Annotated in this window: 19 protein-coding genes and 1 pseudogene; 1 reads left to right on the forward strand and 19 read right to left on the reverse strand. The window is 55.9% G+C overall.

All coding sequences use genetic code 11. From position 1 onward, the window contains the following. Positions 1 to 56 precede the first annotated feature (56 nt). The 14 genes and pseudogenes from E0E20_RS12605 to E0E20_RS12670 all read right to left on the reverse strand — a co-directional run bounded on the left by E0E20_RS12605 (position 57) and on the right by E0E20_RS12670 (position 13409). Positions 57 to 695, reverse strand: coding sequence for a sugar phosphate isomerase/epimerase family protein (locus tag E0E20_RS12605; RefSeq protein WP_207302880.1), 639 nt, complete (start codon positions 693 to 695; stop codon positions 57 to 59). A gap of 48 nt (positions 696 to 743) precedes the next feature. Continuing rightward, on the reverse strand, positions 744 to 1814 hold the full coding sequence (locus E0E20_RS12610) for a Gfo/Idh/MocA family protein (RefSeq protein WP_130838544.1): 1071 nt from the start codon (positions 1812 to 1814) through the stop codon (positions 744 to 746). A gap of 49 nt (positions 1815 to 1863) precedes the next feature. Continuing rightward, positions 1864 to 2967, reverse strand: a complete 1104-nt coding sequence (locus E0E20_RS12615; protein ID WP_130838545.1) for a Gfo/Idh/MocA family protein — start codon at positions 2965 to 2967, stop codon at positions 1864 to 1866. A 69-nt stretch (positions 2968 to 3036) separates the two neighbouring features. Continuing rightward, a pseudogene (locus E0E20_RS12620) lies at positions 3037 to 3318 on the reverse strand (MFS transporter); the annotation flags it as partial. Between the two features lie 326 nt (positions 3319 to 3644). Further along, positions 3645 to 4619: a sugar phosphate isomerase/epimerase family protein gene (locus E0E20_RS12625; protein ID WP_130838547.1), complete on the reverse strand. Its 975-nt coding sequence runs from the start codon at positions 4617 to 4619 to the stop codon at positions 3645 to 3647. 18 nt (positions 4620 to 4637) lie between these two features. After that, positions 4638 to 5069 (reverse strand): C-glycoside deglycosidase beta subunit domain-containing protein, encoded by a 432-nt coding sequence (locus E0E20_RS12630; protein WP_130838548.1) that lies wholly within the window; start codon positions 5067 to 5069, stop codon positions 4638 to 4640. A 38-nt stretch (positions 5070 to 5107) separates the two neighbouring features. Then, positions 5108 to 5749: a sugar O-acetyltransferase gene (locus E0E20_RS12635; protein WP_130838549.1), complete on the reverse strand. Its 642-nt coding sequence runs from the start codon at positions 5747 to 5749 to the stop codon at positions 5108 to 5110. A 175-nt stretch (positions 5750 to 5924) separates the two neighbouring features. Next, positions 5925 to 6350 carry a C-glycoside deglycosidase beta subunit domain-containing protein gene (locus E0E20_RS12640; protein WP_130838550.1) on the reverse strand — a complete coding sequence of 142 codons (426 nt, stop codon included), beginning with the start codon at positions 6348 to 6350 and terminating at the stop codon, positions 5925 to 5927. A 62-nt stretch (positions 6351 to 6412) separates the two neighbouring features. Further along, the gene (locus tag E0E20_RS12645) at positions 6413 to 7291 is read right to left on the reverse strand and encodes a sugar phosphate isomerase/epimerase family protein (protein WP_130838551.1); all 879 of its coding nucleotides are present in this window, start codon (positions 7289 to 7291) and stop codon (positions 6413 to 6415) included. 51 nt (positions 7292 to 7342) lie between these two features. Next, positions 7343 to 7528 carry a hypothetical protein gene (locus tag E0E20_RS12650; RefSeq protein ID WP_130838552.1) on the reverse strand — a complete coding sequence of 62 codons (186 nt, stop codon included), beginning with the start codon at positions 7526 to 7528 and terminating at the stop codon, positions 7343 to 7345. Between the two features lie 316 nt (positions 7529 to 7844). After that, a complete protein-coding gene (locus tag E0E20_RS12655) occupies positions 7845 to 8723 on the reverse strand; it encodes a Gfo/Idh/MocA family protein (RefSeq protein WP_278045081.1) in 879 nt (292 codons plus the stop codon). A 421-nt stretch (positions 8724 to 9144) separates the two neighbouring features. After that, a complete protein-coding gene (locus E0E20_RS12660; RefSeq protein WP_130838554.1) occupies positions 9145 to 12597 on the reverse strand; it encodes a GH25 family lysozyme in 3453 nt (1150 codons plus the stop codon). A 99-nt stretch (positions 12598 to 12696) separates the two neighbouring features. Beyond that, the gene (locus E0E20_RS12665; protein ID WP_242622793.1) at positions 12697 to 13047 is read right to left on the reverse strand and encodes an EamA family transporter; all 351 of its coding nucleotides are present in this window, start codon (positions 13045 to 13047) and stop codon (positions 12697 to 12699) included. Further along, the gene (locus E0E20_RS12670; RefSeq protein ID WP_130838555.1) at positions 13044 to 13409 is read right to left on the reverse strand and encodes a transporter; all 366 of its coding nucleotides are present in this window, start codon (positions 13407 to 13409) and stop codon (positions 13044 to 13046) included. The genes E0E20_RS12665 and E0E20_RS12670 overlap by 4 nt, the downstream gene beginning before the upstream one ends. Before the next feature lie 99 nt (positions 13410 to 13508). Between E0E20_RS12670 and E0E20_RS12675 the strand changes: the two genes are divergently transcribed. Continuing rightward, complete coding sequence (locus E0E20_RS12675) at positions 13509 to 14711, forward strand: SGNH/GDSL hydrolase family protein (RefSeq protein ID WP_130838556.1); 1203 nt, start codon at positions 13509 to 13511, stop codon at positions 14709 to 14711. On the opposite strand, the gene E0E20_RS12680 is transcribed toward E0E20_RS12675, so the two are convergent. From E0E20_RS12680 to E0E20_RS12700, 5 genes are all read right to left on the reverse strand, one after another. Continuing rightward, complete coding sequence (locus tag E0E20_RS12680; RefSeq protein WP_130838557.1) at positions 14704 to 15969, reverse strand: MFS transporter; 1266 nt, start codon at positions 15967 to 15969, stop codon at positions 14704 to 14706. The two genes, E0E20_RS12675 and E0E20_RS12680, sit on opposite strands and share 8 nt — an antisense overlap. A 214-nt stretch (positions 15970 to 16183) precedes the next feature. After that, positions 16184 to 16885 (reverse strand): YoaK family protein, encoded by a 702-nt coding sequence (locus E0E20_RS12685; RefSeq protein WP_130838558.1) that lies wholly within the window; start codon positions 16883 to 16885, stop codon positions 16184 to 16186. Then, complete coding sequence (locus E0E20_RS12690; RefSeq protein ID WP_165444105.1) at positions 16882 to 17391, reverse strand: TIM barrel protein; 510 nt, start codon at positions 17389 to 17391, stop codon at positions 16882 to 16884. Before E0E20_RS12690 ends, E0E20_RS12685 begins: the two co-directional genes overlap by 4 nt. 100 nt (positions 17392 to 17491) lie before the next feature. Further along, positions 17492 to 19915, reverse strand: coding sequence for a ferrous iron transport protein B (feoB, locus tag E0E20_RS12695; protein ID WP_130838560.1), 2424 nt, complete (start codon positions 19913 to 19915; stop codon positions 17492 to 17494). A 54-nt stretch (positions 19916 to 19969) separates the two neighbouring features. Further along, positions 19970 to 21133, reverse strand: a complete 1164-nt coding sequence (locus tag E0E20_RS12700; RefSeq protein ID WP_130838561.1) for a hypothetical protein — start codon at positions 21131 to 21133, stop codon at positions 19970 to 19972. Between the last annotated feature and the right edge of the window lie 9 nt (positions 21134 to 21142).

Raw genomic sequence — 21142 nt, forward strand, 5'->3', positions numbered from 1 at the left:
AAAGGAATTATTAGAAAATCAAAGCAAAGATAGACGTAGTACGCGTTTCGTAAAAATCAGAGAATGCCCGCAACCCCTTGTAAACAGAGAAGTTGTGGGCATTTATTGCGTACTAAAGTGTCAAAAACGGGATCATAGGGCAGAAGTTCAAAGACTCTGCGCCAGTTGGCCGGAGAGGTCATCAGGTTCTGCCCGCCCGGCCATTCGTCCTCGGTAAACCACATCGGACAGTTCTCAATCGCGATTCTGACGCCCTTTTCTTTGGCATGCTCAAGAATCGGCGGCCACACTTCTTTCACAACCTTCAGGTTTTCCTCAACCGTCTGATCCGGAATACGGCCGACGAACGTCGTGACCATATTTACCCCGAGCATGGCGGAAGCATCGATCAGCGCGTGGATATGATCAATATAGACTTTCCTCTTCTCCGGATCGGGATCCAGCGTATTAGGATAATACCCAAGCGATGATATTTCAACACCTTTGGCCGCACAGTACTCATTGATCTCTCCGGCCCTTGCAGGCGTCAGCGCCTCCGCGTCGATATGACAGACCCCCGCATACCGCCTCCTGGCGCCGCCGGCATTCGGCCAGCAGGCGACTTCCAGACACTCCAGACCGTTCGCAGCCGCAAAATCGACGGCCTCTTCGAAGGTCGTCCCCTCAAGAATCGCTGTCAGCAATCCGAATTTCATGATTTTTCCTTTCATCCGTACTGTCATTTCATTGTGCCGTCATTTCATTTACTCAAAGTCGATTGAACGGCTGGTTCTTGCCGACTCACGAACCGCATCCATCAGCCTGAGGACACGTCTGACCTCCGGGATCTTAACCAGAAAGTCCTCTTCCCCATGATAGGCTCTGACATAATTCTCAAAATAATTTCTGTGCTCTGTATGAATTTCGGGAAGAGCCTCCGTCACGATCGTGCCCTCCGGTGCGGGCCCGAACGATCTTGTCGGCCCCGCAGCCGTCATCGTCCGCTTGCCTCCGACATTGGTCAGCAGGTGTGTCGTCCTGACGACCTTGCCCTCCGGGAAAAATCCATCGACGTAAGCGCTTCCTTTATTTCCGGCCACGAACCAGTGGCGCTCGAACCACTTGTCCTGTGTCTTATCCGACAGATAATAGGTTCCCAGCTCGACGGTCGCCGTGACGTCATTATCAAAGCGCAGCATGATCTGGAAATAGTCGTCGACCTCTTTATTGATGACGTTCCTGAGGTCGGCAAAAACCGAACGGATTTTGGCACCCGGGAACATCCAGCAGAGCTGATCCAGAAGATGAACGCCCCAGTCATAGAGCATGCCTCCGCCCTCACTGACAAAGACATGCCAGTCATGCATGTTGCCGTTAAAGCCGTACAGCTGGCTCTTTACGGCATAAACAGCGCCGAGCGTTCCGGAATCATAGACCTCCTTTGCGGTGCGGAAGTCCGGATCGAACCGTCTCTGATGGTGAATTGTGAATTTTACGCCGTTTTCCCCGACCGCTTTCACCATCTCATCCAGCTCCTGCAGGCTCATGGCCGCCGGCTTTTCACAAATGATATTCTTGCCGGCTTTTGCCGCCTGTATGACCAGATCGTGATGCTGATTGTTATTGGCCGCGATCAGAACAACATCGACCTCCGGGTCCTCGAAGATTTCCTCATTGCTCTGATATCTCTTCAGGCCCTCTGCGACATCCTGAAGCTGCTTCGGGTCCTTGTCAGAAAATCCCATAAGACGAATCCCGGGGAAATCCTTAAGCATTTTTTCATGCTCATGCCCCATAAAACCATGCCCGATGACTGCAATTCTAATGTCTTTCATACCAATCCTCCATGCCAAAGCGCCCCAGCGAGACGCGCCGTAAAATCAATCAGAATCTGACTTCCCTGTTGTCTGCGGCTGCCTTGTAAATATTATCGAGAATGCGCGTCACAACAAGCGCCTCCTCCGGTCTGACGAGCGGAGAGCTTCCTTTTCGGACAGCTTCCAGCCACTGGCGGTTATCGACCGTGCCCTCTTCGCCGGAGCCGCCGCCGAAATACGCAACTCCTCCGACCGGGGAGAGCTTCTCTTCCATCAGCTGACCGCCCCGTCCGCGGTTATAAATCAGTTCATTCTTCGGATAACTCATACCGGAATGGACTTCCGCCCCCGCCCTGGTTCCGCAGAGCGTCGTGGAGGCTTCACGGGAATCCATGTAGTTCAGCGCCCATGAGGCAAACAGATTGATCGCGGCCCCATTCTTCATTTTGATATAACCGAACGCCGAATCCTCTACTTCATAGGTCTCCGGATCCCACGGGCCGAACAGATTGCCCTCCGTCGCCTGTTTCCGATTGCCGAGCTTATAGAAAACCGAGCCCGTGATGGAATCAACGTCATAGTTGTTCATGCACCACAGCGTAATATCAAGGGCATGCGTGCCGATATCGATCAGCGGTCCCCCGCCCTGGAGAGCCTTGTTCGGGAAAACGCCCCATGTCGGGACCGCGCGGCGCCTGACTGCCCATGCCTGCGCATAATAGATTTCTCCGAGATCTCCTGCTTCACATGCCGCATGTAGGTTCTGAACCTCGGCACGGAAACGGTTCTGATAACCGACAGTGAACTGCATGCCCGATTTCTTCCATGCTTCCACCATCTTCTCCGCCTCTGTCGTGCTGTGGGACATCGGCTTTTCGCAATAGACATGTTTTTTCGCTTCAAACGCCGCGATCGCAATCTCACTGTGAGAGACGTTCGGCGTGCAGATATGAACAACCTCGACGTCCGGATTATCCAGCAGATCATGATAATCCTCATAGATCTCACAGCCCGGCGCACCGTATTCCGCAGCCGCTTTCTCGGCTCTTTCCTTAATGATGTCACACGCCGCCACGATCTCACACAGATCGCTGTTGCTCCTCATCGCCGGCATATGCTTCTGATTCGCGATACCGCCGCAGCCGACGATGCCGATTCTGACTTTCCCCATAGCCTGACCCTCCTTGCTTTCTATTTTACATGTTTTTCGTCAAGACCGTACTGCCAATTGTCGGATTCATTATTCAGCCGCCGGCATTTCTCTTTCCGTTCCGGCTGCCCTTCTGCTAAATACGAAAAGGGCTGCCGCCGCCGATGTTACAACGATGCCGATGGCGATCATAAAAACCTGTTTGAAGCCGAGGCCATCAATCAAGATGCCCCATACCACAGAGCCGATCACAAAAGCCAGATCCAATGGCAGGAAAAAGGTCGATGAGGCGACACTCACTCGATCTTTCGGTGAATTCCGAACTGCCTCGGCATTGAGCGCCGGCGTTGCCATACCGCTGCCGAGCCCGTAGAAAACACCGGCAGAAGCGCCTTGAGCACGCCGTAACGGTCACTGATTTTCCCCGATATGATTCTTGCCGCCAACATAAAAACAACAGAAATCGTAAAGAAAAGACCCGCCCCGGCGATGCCGGATTCCTTGGCAAAAAGCGTCAGGAACATGGTGATCAGACAGCTGTCAAAAATAACAAAGATTAAACATCTGTGTCACAACAGACAGACACAGATTCACAACAGCAATCACAAAAAACGGTACGGTAAAAAGCTTCTCATCAGATTTCTGCGTCATAATCGAAAATCCCCCATGGCGTTTCCTGATGCCAGATTGCTGTTCCCTCACTGACGAATCAGCTTTTTAAGCATATCGCTGTGGCGGCGGCACTGAACAAGCGGTTCTTCTCCGCCCTCAAACTCCGTCACAATATAGCCTTTAAAATCCGAATGATTGATGACCTCCATGATTTCCTCATAGGGGATCGACGCCTCATGCAGATCCTCGTACATATAGTGGAACTTCCCGTGCATTTCAAAGCAGTACGGCATGATTCTGACAAGTCCCTCCAGCTCCCTGCGGCAGTCTTTCCGGAACTGCACAAAGCCGTACATGCTGTTGAGCGCACCCGCGAGTGCCGGGCATTTTTCAATATCATCCTTCATCGCGGCAAACGCCTGATCCATAAGAACTTCGTCATAGCGAAGCTGAGCGCACCTCTCAAGCTGTTCCTCTGTCGCGCCGTCCTGCAGGGCACGATCCCAATACGGTTTGTTCGGCTTCGTGGCAAAGCATCCGAAGTCGGGAATGAAGCCGATATATCTGCTGCCGCTTTTTTCAATCGCCGCAACATAATCGAGGACAGCCTGTGTGATCGGGCTTTCCGGATTGTGGATCTCTATGCCCACCCGGACATCATAGGCCTCGGCATAGGGCGCCAGACGGGCAAGCCCTCCGGGAGAAAGAAGATACTGCTCTCTCATAACCTTACATCCGAGCTTATTGGCGGAAATAATGTCCTGAATGCCTCTGGCAACCATCTCATCTTCGGTCAGATCTCTGTCACGCAGCATGCCCCGATCCATTTGCGCCGCGTAGCAGACGGGTCCGATGCCGTATTTTTCCTGACACTTTTTTGTGAACTCGACAAATTCGTCCGAAACAAAAGGATAGGACGGTATCATCTGTGACGCCACAATTTCGTAGCCCTCAAATCCCATGGCAGCCGATTCACGGATCAGATCCTCCAGATTCATTTCACCGCGGAGATAGAGCGAACCCAGTGAAAACAGTGTAATGCCTCTCTTGATTTCAGCCATCTTCGATTCCTCCTCTCGTCAGTCTTTCAGTGTCAGCACGCCGGAACCGCTGCCGTCAATCGGCATATACTGATGATTCGGCCCGATCGGCATATACGGCGAATGAAAATCCAGTGTTACATCAATCCTGTGCTCACCCTCGGACAGACCGCCGGGCTGGAAAATACGGACGGTCGCCGGTTCAATGACCTGCCAGAATTCAGAATAGCATTTGTCAAATTCAACCGGGCTGAATGCTTTCCCGTTGATGCAGAACTTAATATGCTCCGACGGAACCTCTTCGCCGTCCACCGCAACCGCAAAACGATCGATCACGGACAGAAAATGTCCCCGGTAGTAGCTGAGGCGGATCTTGAACTGGTATCCCACCTTTTTGCCGCTCACATAATCGCTGTGCAGGCTGTCCGGAACAACCACATCAACGAAATTAATGCGCATCTTATAAGGCATAGCGTTCCCTCCTGTCTCGACTTTTCAAAACGTCTTTTCTATTCCCATTCCACCTTATTGTCCGCTAAAATCTCCGGCTTATACTTCATACTGTCCTTTTCTGTAAGCGCACGGATTACCCTGCATGGAACTCCTGCCGCAAAGCTGCCCGCGGGAATATCCTCCGTCACCACGCTGCCGGCTCCAATGACCGTATTCTCCCCGATCGTTACGCCCGGACAGATGGTTACATTGGCACATATCCAGCATCCGTTCCCTATTGTCACAGGCTTCGCATAGCAGAGCCGCTTTACGTTTCCGTCTTTGTCGCACAGGGCGCGGCGCTCGTTTGAAAGCATCGGATGAAGCGGCGTGACGATGGTAACGTTGGGGCCGATATCGCAGTGATCGCCGATTACCACCGAGGCGTCGTCCTGCACGGTAAAGTTGAAGTTAATAAATGTGCGCTTTCCGATTTTGGTATGCTTTCCATAATGAAAGGTAATCGGACCCTGCAGAAAGGAGCCCTCTCCGATTTCACCCAGCATCTGCCCCAGAATTTCCCATCTTTTTTCCTTTTCATCCTCATGCAGAACATTAAAATCAACATTCAGATTATGCGTTTTTAATTTGATGGCTTTCAGCTCGGGATCCGTGGGACAAAACAGAATGCCCGCTGCAATCTTTTCTTCTTCTCTCATGGTAATCCTCCATGCCGAAGCACTTTAGTGCGAGGCACGCGCTCCAAAATCCGCGCATCAGCGTGATTTTTCACACTATCTCTCCTCCTGATTTTTTATGTCATGGCAAAGGGGCTACCGCACTGAGTAACCGGTGCAACAGCCCTTTCTCTTTGGATTTGCGGATTCTGTTCTGTTAAACGATGATCATCTCTCTGGTATTCGACGGATCCTCCGGAATGTCATCCTGATTCATGCGCATATCATCCAGAAAAGGCGGGAGATACGAAGCCACCTCCCAGAACACGACCTGCACCCTGTGATTTCCGGAAGCAAGACCGCCCGGCTTGCGCACATGGATGTAGCACACATCCTGCAGATTCCACTTTACATGCCAATCCTGAAGCATTTCCTCATACGTGTACTCCACGCCGTGGAGGGTAAACGTGCATACATCGGGGCCGAACTTCTTGCCGTCTACCTTGACATATTTGAAGCGAAACTGCGAGAGCCACGGACCGCGGTACGCAACAAAGCGGATCCCGACCTGAAAACCAACCGTCTCATCGCCCTTTTTGAGATTGCGAAATCCTTTATATTGCAAGGCTTCCATTTCCAACATAATAAAACCTCCTTTTCGTCTGAGCAAAACGCACGCTCCGCCCTGTGCGCCGCCGTATTTGTTTATGCGCCCAGAATGTTCTTCAGGAACAGCTGATGACGGCGGACCTGCGTGATGCAGTGGTTGATGTCGTTGTGATTAACGCCCTCATATTCGCTGAGCAGATAACCGTCCCAGCCATGCTTAATCAGAATGTCAATCACTTCGCGGTACGGGATGGTGGTTTCCTCAAAGTCCTCGCTCATGTTGTAATACTTGGCGTGGCAGCAATGAATGTACGGCAGGTACGGGATGATGTCCTCCGGCTTGCTGGGTCCCTTTTCAAAGCCGGGGTGCATTTTCTCAATCCCGTTGGGATCGTGGCGCTTGAAGACGCCGAAGTCAACGTTGAAGCCGAAATACTTGGTGTTTTCCTTGTCGATAAATTCCGCGTACTCCTGCACCATCGGGTCGGTCAGTCTGGTGGGTGCATGCAGCTCCGGCTGCATCACGACATTGTATTTTTCCGCATAGGGCAGCGCGCGCTTGATGATCTCGCGCCAGTTGGAAACCGGATTCAGAACCTCGTCGATGACGCCGAGCTTTGTGCGCATGCAGGTGAAACCCATGAAAGACGCCAGCTTGATATCGCGAATCAGCTGCTCCAGCGATTCCTCAATCGTTGCCTCACGTCCCGGCACAAGACGGGATTCCACCCAGTGACCGTATTCGACCGGCACAATATGATACTTCTCGATCATGGCGAACCACTTGTCCAGCCACTTGTTGGACGGATGCGGATAGCCCTCGATAATGCCGTCTGCCAGAATTTCAAGGCCGAACGAGCCCATATCTTCCATGTGCATGAAGACATCTTCCAGCTCCATGTTCACATCCAGCTCCGGATAAAAGCAATAGGTGGAGATACCGCGTTTAGGAACTTTTTTAACCTCACTCATCATTCATACCTCAACTTTCTTTATAGAGTTTATGTAAACCACATCGGTTTCCGCTTAGTTCTCGCCCGTCCCCTCTGTTTTTTCCGCACGCGCTGCGATCTCCGCACGCATTTCGGCGACACGCCTGTTGGACAGGTTGAGCATGATGTAGAAAATACCGCTGACGACCAATGCGCCGCAGGGCACCCACAGGAACATGTTGTCAATGGCGTTCAGTGCGGTGGCAGGAAGCTCCGTCATGCCGCCCTGATAACCCGGGCCGTCTATCGCCCGCAATCGCAATGATGAAGCCGAATGCGATAATACCCATCGCCAGCACATTGTTGCGGTTTCGCTGTGAGAGCTTGTCGTTTCCTAAGAAAATCCTCCGTATTTTCCTCCATGCGTTCTCTGTCGCTTGCTGCCCCGCCATACCCTTCCCCCCTTATGAAAGCATTGTTCTACAACGTTAACTCCCCAATCCCCAAAATATGTTTCCACGGTGTTCCATCTGCCGGCACAGCCTTCCTGCCGTGCCGGACAAATTTACCGTTCCCTCAGCTTTCTCCCAAGACGCTCAGCTCTCGAAATCCACGGAACGTCCCGTGCGCGCCGATTCCCGCACGGCCTCCATCACACGAAGAACCCGGCGCACCTCGGAAATCTTCACCAGAAATTCTTCCTTGCCCGAAAGAGCCGCCAGATAATTTTCAAAGTACATCCGATGGTTTGTGTTCACCTCAGGCAGGGGCTCTGTGACAATCCGTCCCTCCGGAGGCGGGCCAAAGGAGCGGGTCGGCCCGGCAGCCGTCATGGTGCGCTGTCCTTTTACCGAGGTCAGCAGCTCCGTCGTCCGTACAATCACACCCTCGGGCTTAAACCCGTCGCAGTGCATGGATCCCTTGTCGCCGCCGATAAACCAGTGCCGCTCAAACCAGCCCAGCGCGTCGCTCAGGTAGTAGGTGCCCAGCTCGATCTGCGCCACAATGCCGCTCTCAAACCGCAGGAAAATATGGAAATAATCATCCACCTCACGGTTGATCACATTCCGCAGATCCGCAAATACGGACGTCAGCTTTCCGGGGATCATCCAGAGCATCTGGTCGATCAGGTGCACGCCCCAGTCGTACAGCATGCCGCCGCCCTGATCCTTGTAGACATGCCAGTCGTGCATATTGCCATTGAACCCGTACAGCATGGATTTCACAGTATACATCCGTCCCAGCGTCTCCGAGTCAAAGATCTCCTTTGCAATGCGGAAATCCTGATCGAAGCGGCGCTGCTGGTGTACGGTAAAGGTGACGCCGTTTTCCCTGCAGCACCGCTCCATCGCATCCAGATCCTCAAGCGAAAGCGCCACCGGCTTTTCGCACAGGACATGCTTTCCGGCTTTCGCCGCCATCTCTGCGAGCTTCCGGTGCTGGTTATTGTTCGCACCCCATGAAGCCGTAGCCAATCAATCCAAACCGAACCGCCATTACAAAATCCTCCTGTATTTTTGATTCTCTGCGGCAAGACCGGCGCCGCAGCTCTGCCGGCGTCATGCGTTTTTCCACAGAAGATAGTTTCATTGTAGGGTTTCCCCTGTTTTTTCTCTCACGGGAACGCGCCATTATCTTCACAACTTTTTATCTTTCGCCGCCTCGATTTTTGAAGCAGAGTAAAAAAGCATATTATTTTTTATCATTCCGCCTTGGCGGCGGACAAAGAAAAAAACCGGAAAGCAGCACTCGGTTGTGCCGTTTCCCGGATTTTTCGCTGATTTCAACGATGATATGAAATTTACACTGATTATGAAATTCGCGCTCGCGATGAATCGGGAACTCTCCCGCGCGGCGCGCCCGGAGCCGACGCTGCCGGCGATCCCCCGGTTTCCCCTAATACCCCATATAAGAAAGATTCATATCCACATTGCCGCTGATGCCGGCGACGGAGCCCTTGGCGCTGTACTGCCATATATCGTAGCGGGACGCACTGTATGTCGGGCTGGCGGCATACTGCGCGAGCCAGATATGATAGCTCGCAAGACTCCCCACGTTCATCCTGCTCCCGAGCCACGTCTTGTTGGCATAAATACCGGACTTATACCCGCTGTTCTGAATGGTCCGGCAGAACGCCGCCGCGACCTTTGTGCGTGCGGCGGCGCTGAGGCCGTCGGCCCGCCCCCCGGAATCCTCGAGATCAAGAAATACCGGATACGATATCTTATACCCTCCGATGAGCGAGAGCACCATGGACGCCTCCTCAACCGCCTCCACCTCATCGATCGCCTGTGAGAAGAAATACACGCCGACCTTGAGGCCGGCCGCCGCCGCTCCGGCAATATTCGACCGGAACCGGGAATCCTCGATCAGAGCGCCCAGCGTAGAGCCGCGGTACCCGCAGCGGATGATGACAAACTTCACGCCCGAATTCGCCACCGCCGTCCAGTTGATGTTCCCGTTCCACTTGGAGACGTCGATTCCCAGCACCGCCCCGCCGGTATTCAGCGTTCCGTCTGCCGCAAAGGAATATTTTGCTCCCTGAATGATCTGATCTCCGGTCACAAAATTTCCATTCTTGTCAAAAAAGTATGTCCGCCCCCCGATGGTCTGCCAGCCGGTATAGCGGTAATTCTTCGTGACGTTGGCCAGACGGTAGAACGTGTCGAACTGCGCATAGTCCTCCACGGTCGCCGTGCGGTAGCTTCCGTCGCTCCCGCGGACATAAAGCTGATTGCCGTCCTTATCCCGGAGCTTTGTCGTATTGGCTTTGACCGTGACCGTAATCTCGGCTTTCACGCTGCCGTCCGCCTGCGATACCGCGGTAACGGTGCAGCTTCCGGTCTTGATCGCCGTGATTTTTCCCCCGTCCACCGAGGCGATTCCGGCATCGGAGCTCGACCAGCTGACGCTCTGGTTCTCCGCCTTGGTCTTATCGGGACGATAGACCGTCGCCGTGACCGTGATATAATTTCCGGCGGCGATGCTGACAGAACCCGGATCCAGCACGATGTATCCCGAGCCGGCCGCCGTGACCGTAACCTTGCTGGACGCCGTCTTGCTGCTGTCCGCCTTTGCGGTCGCGGTGATCGTCGCCGAACCGGCCTTGACGCCCTTGACCACGCCGTCGCTCCCGACCGTGGCGACAGAATTGTCCGAACTCGACCACTCCACGGAGCCGTTCGTCGCATTCGATATCTTTGCCGTGAGCTGCTGCATCGCGCCGACCGTCAGACTTACTTTCGAAGGGCTCAGCGATATTTCCACCGCCCCTCCCTCCTCCGTCACCGTAACCGTGAGCTTTGCGCTGTACTCTGTCCCGTCAATGGTCGTCCGGCAGATAATATCTGCCGTTCCCGCCGCTACCCCCGTGACCTTGCCGCCGTCCACTTTCGCAACGCCCGCGTTCCCCGTGGACCAACTGTAAGAAACGCCGTCCCTCGATGGACTGAGCGCAGGGGAAAGCGTTGTGGACTCTCCTTTCTTAAATGAGCTGCTTCCGCTCATGGTCAGCGAATACACCGTCTTTTCTTCCGAAACCGTCACGCTGCAGGACGCCGAGTGCTCTCCCTTGCTCGCGGTGATCGTCGCCGTGCCCGGCGCGTTATAGGTGACGACGCCTCCATCCACCGAGGCGATGTCCGCATGATCGGAGGACCAGTCCGCCTCGGCGCTCGTCGAGCCGTCCGACCACGACACCGTCACCGTAAGCGAGGCGCTCCCGCCCTTGGTCCCGGAAAGCGTGCCCGGATTCAGCGTAACCCCTGTCACCGTTTTTTCCGCAGGCTCCGTCTCACCCTGTTCCTCCTCGGACGGCTCCTCCGAAACCGGCGCCTCCGTCAGCTCCGTTTTCTGATAGATTTCTGCCGTGACGAGCAGATTTTCCGCGGAGACGCCGGGCCACGCGGCGTTCATGCTCATGGAAACCGGCTCCGCAGACACAGCCGACTGCACCGGCCGAAGCGCCGCATCCGCGCGCCCTCTGTTCCGGCCCGCCGACGTCTGGGGATTCGGAACCTCCGATTTCGGCACCGCCACATAATCCTGCTCATTGGAGGAAATTCCGCCGCTTTCTCCCTCCGAGAGCTCTGTCCTCGTGGATTCCACCCACTCCACCGTGTCCTTGTTCACGCTCTCCACCACGGTATTTTGCTGTGCGGTGTCCTCCTTTGCGACGTTGATCTCCGATTCGCTCTTGATCTCATCAGAGACATCGACCTTTTGATATTCGAGCTTCTCCTTTACCTGAATCGTCTGCGTCTCCGTATTGATGCGGTAATACTTCGCATCCTCAAAGGTGTCGTCAAATTCGACCATCCCGACGGTATATGCCCCCCCGGCGATGTCTTTCTTATAAATAATGCCGTCCCTGTCGTCGTTGGTGTACTCGTTCGTCTTACCGTCCGGCCCTGTGACTCTTACAATAAACGGAACGCCGGTAATCAGGGTGCCGCTGCTCTCATCTACAAACTTTATTTTCAGATCCTTGAGAATGCTCGTGACACGAACCACAACCGTCCTGCGGTTCCGTGCGATCTCAGCCTCCTCCGCGGCCTTTTTCGCCGCAAGCTCTGCGGCCTCGGCCGCGGCTCTTTCCTCCTCGATACGGGCCTCCGCCACCTCGGCGATCTTATCCGCTCCGATGGCCGTCCCCGTCTCAAAGCCGGCCCCGATCGACGCAAAGGACGCGATCCCGTTCTGCCGGATCCGGTCGGAATTCCAGCGCAGCCCGAACAGAACCAGCGCGCCGACGACAAGCGCCGCCGTCCCCGCAATCACGTAATCCATCCCGGTCAGCCGTGCCGCCCATGCGAGGATTCCCGCCGCGCCGGACGCCCCGCCCTCATCATCCGCAAAATCCTCACCGGCGCCATCGTCCGCAAAGCTCTCCGCATCGGGGCTCTCGCCGACATAGTCCTCACCGGTGCCATCGTCCGCAAAGTCCTCCGCATCGGGGCTCTCGCCGGCATCGTCCTCTCCGGCATCAGGAGCTTCTCCGCCGTCTGGATCATCCTCTTCCCCGAAGTCATCTCCGCCGTCCGGATCATCTGCGCCGGACGCCGGCTCCGTCTTCGGCTGCCGGCCATCCTCCTCCGCGGGATTTTCCCCCTGTGCGGTCCCGGGCTCCTCATCGTAATAAAAGCCGGCCCCGGCGAGCGCCTCTGCCTCGGGGAGCGAAATCACCGGAACGCCGACCGCCTCCTCCACTGCCCTCACCCCCGCGGAGTCGATGGCGTCCGTCTCATCGTAATAACCCGTCTCTTCTGTTTTCAGAGCTGCGAGCTCGGACGTCTCGTCATAATAAAACGTCCCGCTCTCTTCTTCAAAATTTCTCTCTTTGAACTGCATATATTCCTCTTTTCCGCGAGGCGAATTTCAGATTCGACGATGTGATCTGCTACCCGATGCTCCGCAGCGGCAGCTCTTCCACTGCCTTTCCAACTGCCGTCACAGATAAAACATCAGAATCCCCGCAAGAATGAGTCCCATTCCCGCAAGCTTTCTCCCCGTAATCCTCTCCCGGAAAAAAATACGGCCGAGAAGCATGACAAAAATATAGCCCAGCGTCTCAAGAACCGGCACAATCATATACGAGTCCGCATAGGCATACGCGCGGATCGTCAGCAGCATCGAGCAGAACAGCAGCCCGTAGCCCGGAATGACCAGCCGGTTCAGGTACTCGCCGATGCGGGAGCGGTGTGCGGTATCCGCACTCTTTTTCAGCAGAATCTGCGAAAACGACGCGAGCAGCTCCGAGACAAGCATAATGGATATACACAGTGCAGCGGAATTTCTCACGGTTCTTCCCTCCGCTTTGCATCGCTCCCGTTCAAAACGATCACGCCGAGCACGACCAGCGCTCCCCCGGCCAGCTTCCCCGGCGTCACCCTGTCATGGAAAATCAATCCTCCCCAGAGAAAGCCCCACAGCACCGTCATCGCCTTGTTCGCATACGCAACGGAAATATCAAAGTGCTTGATCGCCTGCTGCCACAGCAGCGCATAGACCGCCAGAAGAACCAGCTCCAGCCCGTAGAACAGAAAAAAAACCGGCGAGAACATCCTCTGCCCCGATGCGAATTTGGCCGCGACCGACGTGAGCGAAAACAGCATGACGATCGCCTGCAGCCCGAGCAGCTTTTTCCATCTGATCCTGCGCATTCCTGTGCTTTCCTCTCCGGAGAGATCACTCCTCCGCTCGTAGATTTTTCACCTCTGCCAGTGTAAAATGGGGGAACAGAAAGGTGTGTTCTTATCGCGATGAATAAAAACAATTATCCGGAATCCGGTTCCCGCAACTTTGACTACCATAATAACACAGAAGAACGGGAGGAAATCGACGATCTTCTCGACGAATTTGAAAACGTTCCGTCCCGCCGCCCCCGCGCCGGACGGCAGCGCCCTCATACCCCGGGCCACGCGCGCCGTGCTCGGCGGACCCGCCGGCCTCTCTCCCTGAATCTGCTTCTTCTTGCCGCGATCCTCATCATTGCCGGCACCGCCGTTCTCCGTCTCGTCATCTGGAACCGGGGTACCGGCATGAAGCCTGCCGAAGCCTCCGCCACGGCATTCGACGTCGAGGTACAGGACGTCATTATCGCTCTCGATCCCGCAAAGCGCGAAGGACACAGGGACGACGGCAGAACCGTTGTTCTGTTCCTCGGCGGAAATCCCGTCTGCGATGAAACCGGCAAAACGGGAATCACCGCCAAGGTGGTCGCGCTGGCGGAGACCGGCACGGTCGAAGCCACAGGCAGCACAGTGGAAGCTGTGGGCACGGTCGAAGCGTTCAGTGCCGGCTTTCCGTCCTCCCGCGTCGCCTGCGTCAACGCCCTTTATGATGTTTCTGCCGTCGACGATGTCTTCAATATGTACTACGTGGCAAACGCCATCCACCTCGGCGACTATACCGCGCTGGACAACGCCGCCGCACTGCACCCGGAGGACAGCCGCTTTGCCGAGTCGGTAAACACACTCAAAAATACGGACTTCGATGCGGTCGATATCATCGCGTTTATGTACGATGCGCAGGATTATTTCACGGGCTCCCCGGTCATGAACGAGAACGACGAGGACGACATTCAGACCTACACCGGCGCGATGAAGCGGGCGCTGGAGCTCATTCAGGAGAAATATCCGCACATCCGCCTCGTCTTTCTCTCCCCCACCTACGCGGAATACATCGACGGCAGCGGCAGCGTTCACAGCGGCGACACCTTTGATCTGGGAAACGGCGCGCTCCCGACCTACTGGGCCAAGGCAATCGATGTCTGCACCGCGGTCGGCGTGTCCTTTATCGACAACTACTACGGCACCGTTAATCAGAGCAACTACCCGGACTGTCTGTCCGACAACGTCCATCTGAATGAAAAAGGGCGCGCGCTCGTCGCCGACCATTTCGTGACAAAGATCATCCGAGGCGATTACTCTGAGTACGACGTCACCGCCGCGTCGGCTAAATGACCGCCCCCATGATCGGCGAAAGGACAATCATCACCGCGGAAAAAGCAAACGAATTCACGGAAATCAGCGTCGCCCGCTGCGCCGACGGAATCCTGTCATTCAGCGTCACATCCGTTCTCACCTGAAGAAAATCATCCGCAAACGCCGCAAGAAATCCCCCGGCGCACAGCACCCACGGATTATGCAGAAAGAGCGATGCCAGCGCCGCCGTAATCCCGGCCGCGCTGCATGTCAGGATCCTGCGATAGCGCACCGACCGGAAGCGCCGCATCATGCGGGCTCCCAGAACATGTCCCATTCCCATGAAAAACAGCGCCGGCCCGAGGAGCGCTTCCGGAAGCCCCTCCTCCGGGAGCCTCGCCTGCAAAAAGAACAGCAGCAGCGTCGGAAATGCGCCGAGCACCGCATTGATCAGAATCACGGCGCAGGCATACCGGTCCCCGATCAGAAAGCGGACGCTCTCCGCGGCGCAGTCCCGGAAGCGGCGGCAAAGCTCCGCCGCGCACCCGTTTCCGAAAACTCTCGGACGCCTTGTCTCCTTTTGGGATGTCCCCTTTTCTCCATCCGCAGCCGCCGTCTCTGCGGAGATGTCTTTCAGACCAAGGGCCGCCGCAAAGCCCACGAGCCCGATCAGCGCGTCAATGCCGTAAGCCACCCGGTAGCCGAGAAACAGCGCGAATCCTGCGCACAGCGTCGCGGATGCGCTGCTTATGCGGTAAAGCATCATTTCTCCCGAGGCAAAGCGGTCATACGCATCCTCTTTCCCCTCGGATTTCAGGCCGTCGTAGGCCAGCGCCTCCCGCGTCCCCGATGCGAAATTGTAGCTGAGCGCGCTCAGACCCACAGCCAGCGCCGCGGTGAAGAAAGAACCCGACAGCAGCATCATGACGCTGGTCGCCGCCGTGATGAGCTGACTGAAAAGCATCGCCTGTTTCCGCCCCAGCACATCCGCCGCCACGCCCGACGGAATTTCCCCGCACAGGCTGACCAGATGAAAAACCGCCTCCATCACACCGATCTCCGCGAGAGAAAATCCGCGCGCCGCAAGCAGCGCCACCCATGAGGCTCCGGCAATCTGAAAGCCGGACGCCGCCGTAATCAAATACAGCTTTCCGAGCTGGCGCTCCGCCTGCCCGGACGCTCCCTCTCCCTGAGTGCCGGAGGCATTTCCCCCGAACGCCGCTTTGACTGCGGCAGATATTCTGTTTCCTGTTTTCTGTCCGTTTCCTGTTTTCTGTCTGTTCCCTGTTTTCTGCATAAAAAAACTCCTTTTCAAGGTCTGTCATGTGCTCAGATCTGAACAGGAGATAATGGTTCCGTATGTCAGGCTCGCTTCGCGAATTTACCTGAAAAAGAGCGCACTATCCCTGTGTGCGCCCAAAACATTGCCTTTCATCAGATGTAAATTGGTATTTTTCCAGCTCATGGCAAGCATTATACCTCTCATCACGCATTGCCGGCAACCGGGAATTTCAGCTGAGCCTCTCCGAAAACATCAGCGCCAACACGAGGACAAGGATTCCCGCCGCCGGCAGAACCGCCCTCTCCGCAAGCAGCATCGTCCCTCTTCCCCCGAGCATCGCGCCAAGGATAAAGCAGAGAATGCACAGAAAATAGAGAAGCCCTTTCCACAGAAGCTCCCGCTCCCCGGTCAGACGATAGCGGTACAGAGACTGCGTGCCGCTCCGGAGGTTCCCGGTGCACATCGTCGTCGCCATGGCATACCCGTGAAACTTGGCAAAGGCCGTCACCTGCATCCCGCACACCATGGAAATGACAGAATTTACGACCGGATTCATGCTCTGCGGGAGAAACGCCGTGACGGCAAGGGTCAGAATTTCCAGCAAGACAAGGAGCTGCCGCCAGTGCAGGCGCCGGAAGCGTTCACGTCTGCTGCGAACCAGCTCCGACAGCAGCACGCCCGCCCCGTACGCGGCAATGGGGAGCAGATACCGCAGCGCCGCCGTCCATTCAAACGATATGAGACGGATGGCAAGAAGAACGATATTCCCCGTCTCCGCATTGGCAAACACCCCGCCTCTTCCCAGATAAGAATAGGCGTCCAGATACCCGCCCGCCAGAGAAAGGAGCGCGCCTGCCGCAAAGGATTCCGAGGTCTGAATGGAGCGGAAAGGCTGCCTGCCCGCCCTGTATTTGCGCCGTATGCAGCTCATCGCATTTCCTTTTCCTCTCTCCACTGCCTGACCCGTGCGATTTCCCCCCGATACCCCTCATCGTCATTGGGCGTTTCCAGAAGAATGACCGTGTCCTCATTCCCGCTCTCCCGGATCGCTCCGTTCAGTGCCTCCACAATAAGGGCAATTCCTTTCTCCGTTCCCTGACCGACATGGCTTCCGGGATGAAAATTATAAAACATCCCGGGCAGGCTCTTCATCCGTATGAGGTCGTCCCGAAGCATCTCATACCCTTTCCGGCGTGTCTCTCCGGCGGCGGCACAGAGGTTCATCGTGTAGGCCCCGTGTGCGCCCGCCGGACCGAAGCCGTTCTCCCGGACCAGCTCCAGCAGCTCCGCCGTCTCCTCTGCCGACGGCGTTCTGCTTTTTCCGCCCCGCGGATTTCTGGTAAAAAACGCAAAGCAATCCCCGCCGAGAGCCTGCGCCGCACGGGCCATCGCCGGATAACCGTTCGATATGGACAGATGATTTCCGATATAGATCATAGATTCCCGTACCGTCTCCCTCAAACGCATGCGGACAGACAAAGGGCGTTGCCTGCGTAAATTACGGCAAATCACTGCGCGGGTTAAATCACTGCGCGGGTTACAGCAGCCCGGCCGCCGCATGAAACACAAACGCCGCAATCCATGCAATAACACACTGCCAGAGTACGACTCCCGCCGCCCATTTGCCGCCCAGCTCTCTGCGGATGGAGGCGATCGCCGCCACGCAGGGCGTATAAAGAAGACTGAAAATCAGCATCGCGCCTGCTGCCGCGGGGCTCAGCACCGCCGCCACGCCGCCCTCCGCGTCAAAGAGCACCTCCAGCGTCGAGACCACGCTCTCCTTGGCCATAAAGCCGCTTATCAGCGCCGTGCAGACGCGCCAGTCCCCCAGTCCCAGAGGGGCAAACACCGGCGCGATCACACCGGCAATCATCGCCATCATGCTGTCCGCCGAGTTCTGCACCAGATGGAAACGGATATCAAAGCTCTGCAGGAACCAGACCACAATCGTCGCAATAAGAATGACGGAAAACGCCTTGTGTAGAAAGTCCTTGGCTTTCTCCCACATGAGCTGCACCGTGCTGCGCGGACTCGGCAGGCGATAATTCGGCAGCTCCATCACAAAGGGCACCGCCTCGCCCTGAAAGAGCGTTTTCTTGTAGAGAAACGCGATCAGAATTCCCGTTATGATTCCAAGCAGATACAGTCCGGTCATAATAAGACCTCCCCTGCCCGGAAAAAACGCGCTTACAAAGAACGCATAGATCGGCAGCTTGGCCGTACAGCTCATAAACGGCGTGAGCAGAATGGTCATGCGCCGGTCGCGCTCGCTGGGCAGCGTTCTGGTGGACATGACCGCCGGCACCGTGCAGCCAAAGCCGATCAGCATCGGCACAATGCTCCGCCCGGACAAGCCGATCCGCCGCAGGAGCTTATCCATAAAAAACGCCACGCGGGCAATATATCCGCTGTCCTCGAGCAGCGAGAGGAAAAAGAACATGGTGACGACGATGGGCAGAAAGCTCAGTACGCTTCCCACGCCCTCAAAAATGCCGTTGATGATGAGGTCATGCAGCACCCGGCTGATGCCCGCTGCCGTCATGGCATGATCCGTCAGGTCCGCCAGCGCATGAATCCCCAGATCAAACAGATCCTGCAGCCACAGTCCGATCACATTAAAGGTCAGATAAAACACGAGCGCCATGACCAGTACAAAGATCGGGATTGCCGTATACTTTCCCGTAAGGATCCGGTCGATTTTTCCGCTGCGCGCATGCTCGCGGCTCTCGGCAGGCTTTGTCACACAGGCATCGCAGACCTTTCCGATATAGTCAAAGCGCATGTCCGCGATGGCCGCGCTCCGGTCAAGGCCGCGCTCCGCCTCCATCTGGGCGGTGACGTTCTCCAGCATGGCCGCCTCGTTTTCCTCAAAGGCAAGCTTTGCAAGAATCCGCTGATCTCCCTCGATCACCTTGCAGGCGGCAAAGCGCAGGGGCAGGTCCGCCCTCTTTGCATGATCCTCGATCAGATAGGAGACGGAGTGGATGCAGCGGTGCAGCGCGCCCCCATGATCCTCCTCCGAGCAGAAATCCTGCTTTTCCGGCTTGATCTGATACTTCGCCACGTTGACGGCATGCTTGATCAATTCGTCCACGCCCTGATTTTTGGCTGCGGAAATCGGCACCACCGGCGCCCCGAGCATCTTTTCCATCCGATTGATATCGACGGAGCCGTGATTGCCGGTAAGCTCGTCCATCATGTTGAGCGCTATGACGACCGGCCGCTCCATCTCGAGCAGCTGCATGGTCAGATAGAGGTTTCTCTCAATATTCGTCGCGTCGACGATATTAATGATGGCATCCGGCTTTTCATCCAGCACAAAATTGCGGGAAACCAGCTCCTCGCTGGAATAGGGGGACATGGAATAAATGCCGGGCAGATCCGTGATCAGTGTATTTTTTTGCCCGATGATCACGCCGTCCTTGCGGTCGACCGTCACGCCGGGGAAATTGCCGACATGCTGATTGGCCCCCGTCAATCGGTTAAAAAGCGTCGTCTTGCCGCTGTTCTGATTGCCGACAAGCGCAAAGCTGTAAATATGATCCTCCGGGAATGCCGGCGTACGCTCTTTGCCCTTTCCCCCGGCTGCGTATGACTCGCCGAGCGCCGGGTGAGGCGCTCTCGGCCTCCGCCCTCTTCCGGCATTCTCTGCGCCGGCCCTCGTATGTCCCCCGGCGCCCGTTCCGGAGCCGGCCGGCAGCTCTGCCCCCGAAGCGGACGCTCCCTCTCTGCTCTTGTCCAATCCGGTAATTTCAATGCGATCCGCGTCATCCAAACGCAGCGTCAGCTCGTAACCATGAATCCGCAACTCCATCGGGTCTCCGAGCGGCGCGAATTTAACCACCGTGGCCTCCGCACCGGGGATCAGCCCCATATCGAGAAAATGCTGACGCAGCGCGCCCTCACCCCCTACTGTGTCAATCCTTGCGCTCTCTCCTGCTTTTAAGTCCCTGAGTGTCATGCTCCGCACCTGCTTACAAAAATAATTACTTTCCGAAATACTTCCGGAAAAGCGCTAATACCGGTTCTCTGAATTCGCTTCCCGGAGGGACCGCCGCTCCTCCAGCGCCATCTCCCGCAGCGCATCGATTGCCGCGTCCATCTCCTCCACGCTGTCGATCCGATCCCGCCCCGTCTCCATATACCGGAGGAGGAGATGCGCCACCTCGGGACTGTGATGGGTGTAGTCGGCATAGTGATCCAGCCCTGTCGTGATCTCCGTCTCCAGCGGAAAGCAGAACAGCTCCACATTGTCATAGACAAGGAGCTTCTCCGCGATCAGGCGGTACTCCGCGAGCGTTGCCTCCAGATGGTTTTCGAGCAGCACATCGTTCCAGAACAGAATGCTGTACGGCGGGAAAAAGACCGTGAACTGTGTCTCGGGATGCGCCGCAATGAACGGACAGATATTTTTCTCCATGTTTGCCGCTGTGTTCGCAAGATACGCATCCGGCGGCGTTTCCTCCGCGGCGCGCTCCGACGGGACATAGCCTGCCAGCACCTTTTCCTCGCTGTAATCCTCCTCCGTAAGCCACGACATGGTGTAGACCTGATCGAGCAGGGTCGGCTCCGGGTCAAAAAGCGGCCGCGCCACATACTGAAACAGAACATCCTTGTTCAGAAGATAATTCACATCATTCAGAGGATTGTCGTCGTACAGGTACTCGGGAATCGGGAACTTGATATCTTCGGTGTCCGCCATATAGGAAAACACATCGATGCCGAGGAATACCCTCTTCACGGAGCTCACACCGTCCGCATCGCTTTTGCTGTCAAAAATGATCTTTGAAATATTGTAAATATCCCGGGGGTACGCCCCGCTGTAAGAGAGCTTGAGTGTGTGCAGGCCGAGCTCCTCCCGGAACCAGCTCATATCATAATTAAATGTCATGGAGCTGCCGAGGAGCACGCTGTCATACTCCATATGCGCCGCCATCCCCGGATTCTGCGCAAGCTGATTGTCAATGACATAGGGAAAGCCGTCCAGCGGCGCATGATAATGAAAAAAGGGATCCACGACAAACACGGCCCCCGCCGCCGCTCCAAGAAGCAAAAACGCCGTGATGAAAAAAGCCGCAGCCGCGCGGCGCGGATTGTCTGTTCCGGCTCTTTTCTTTGCCTGTGCCGGCATGGATGCTGTTTTTTCCGTATTGTTCTTTTCTCTTTGCTCTCTCATCATGACATAATT

It is taken from the genome of Lachnoclostridium sp. Marseille-P6806 (assembly GCF_900625025.1).
Lineage (GTDB): Bacteria > Bacillota > Clostridia > Lachnospirales > Lachnospiraceae > CAG-791.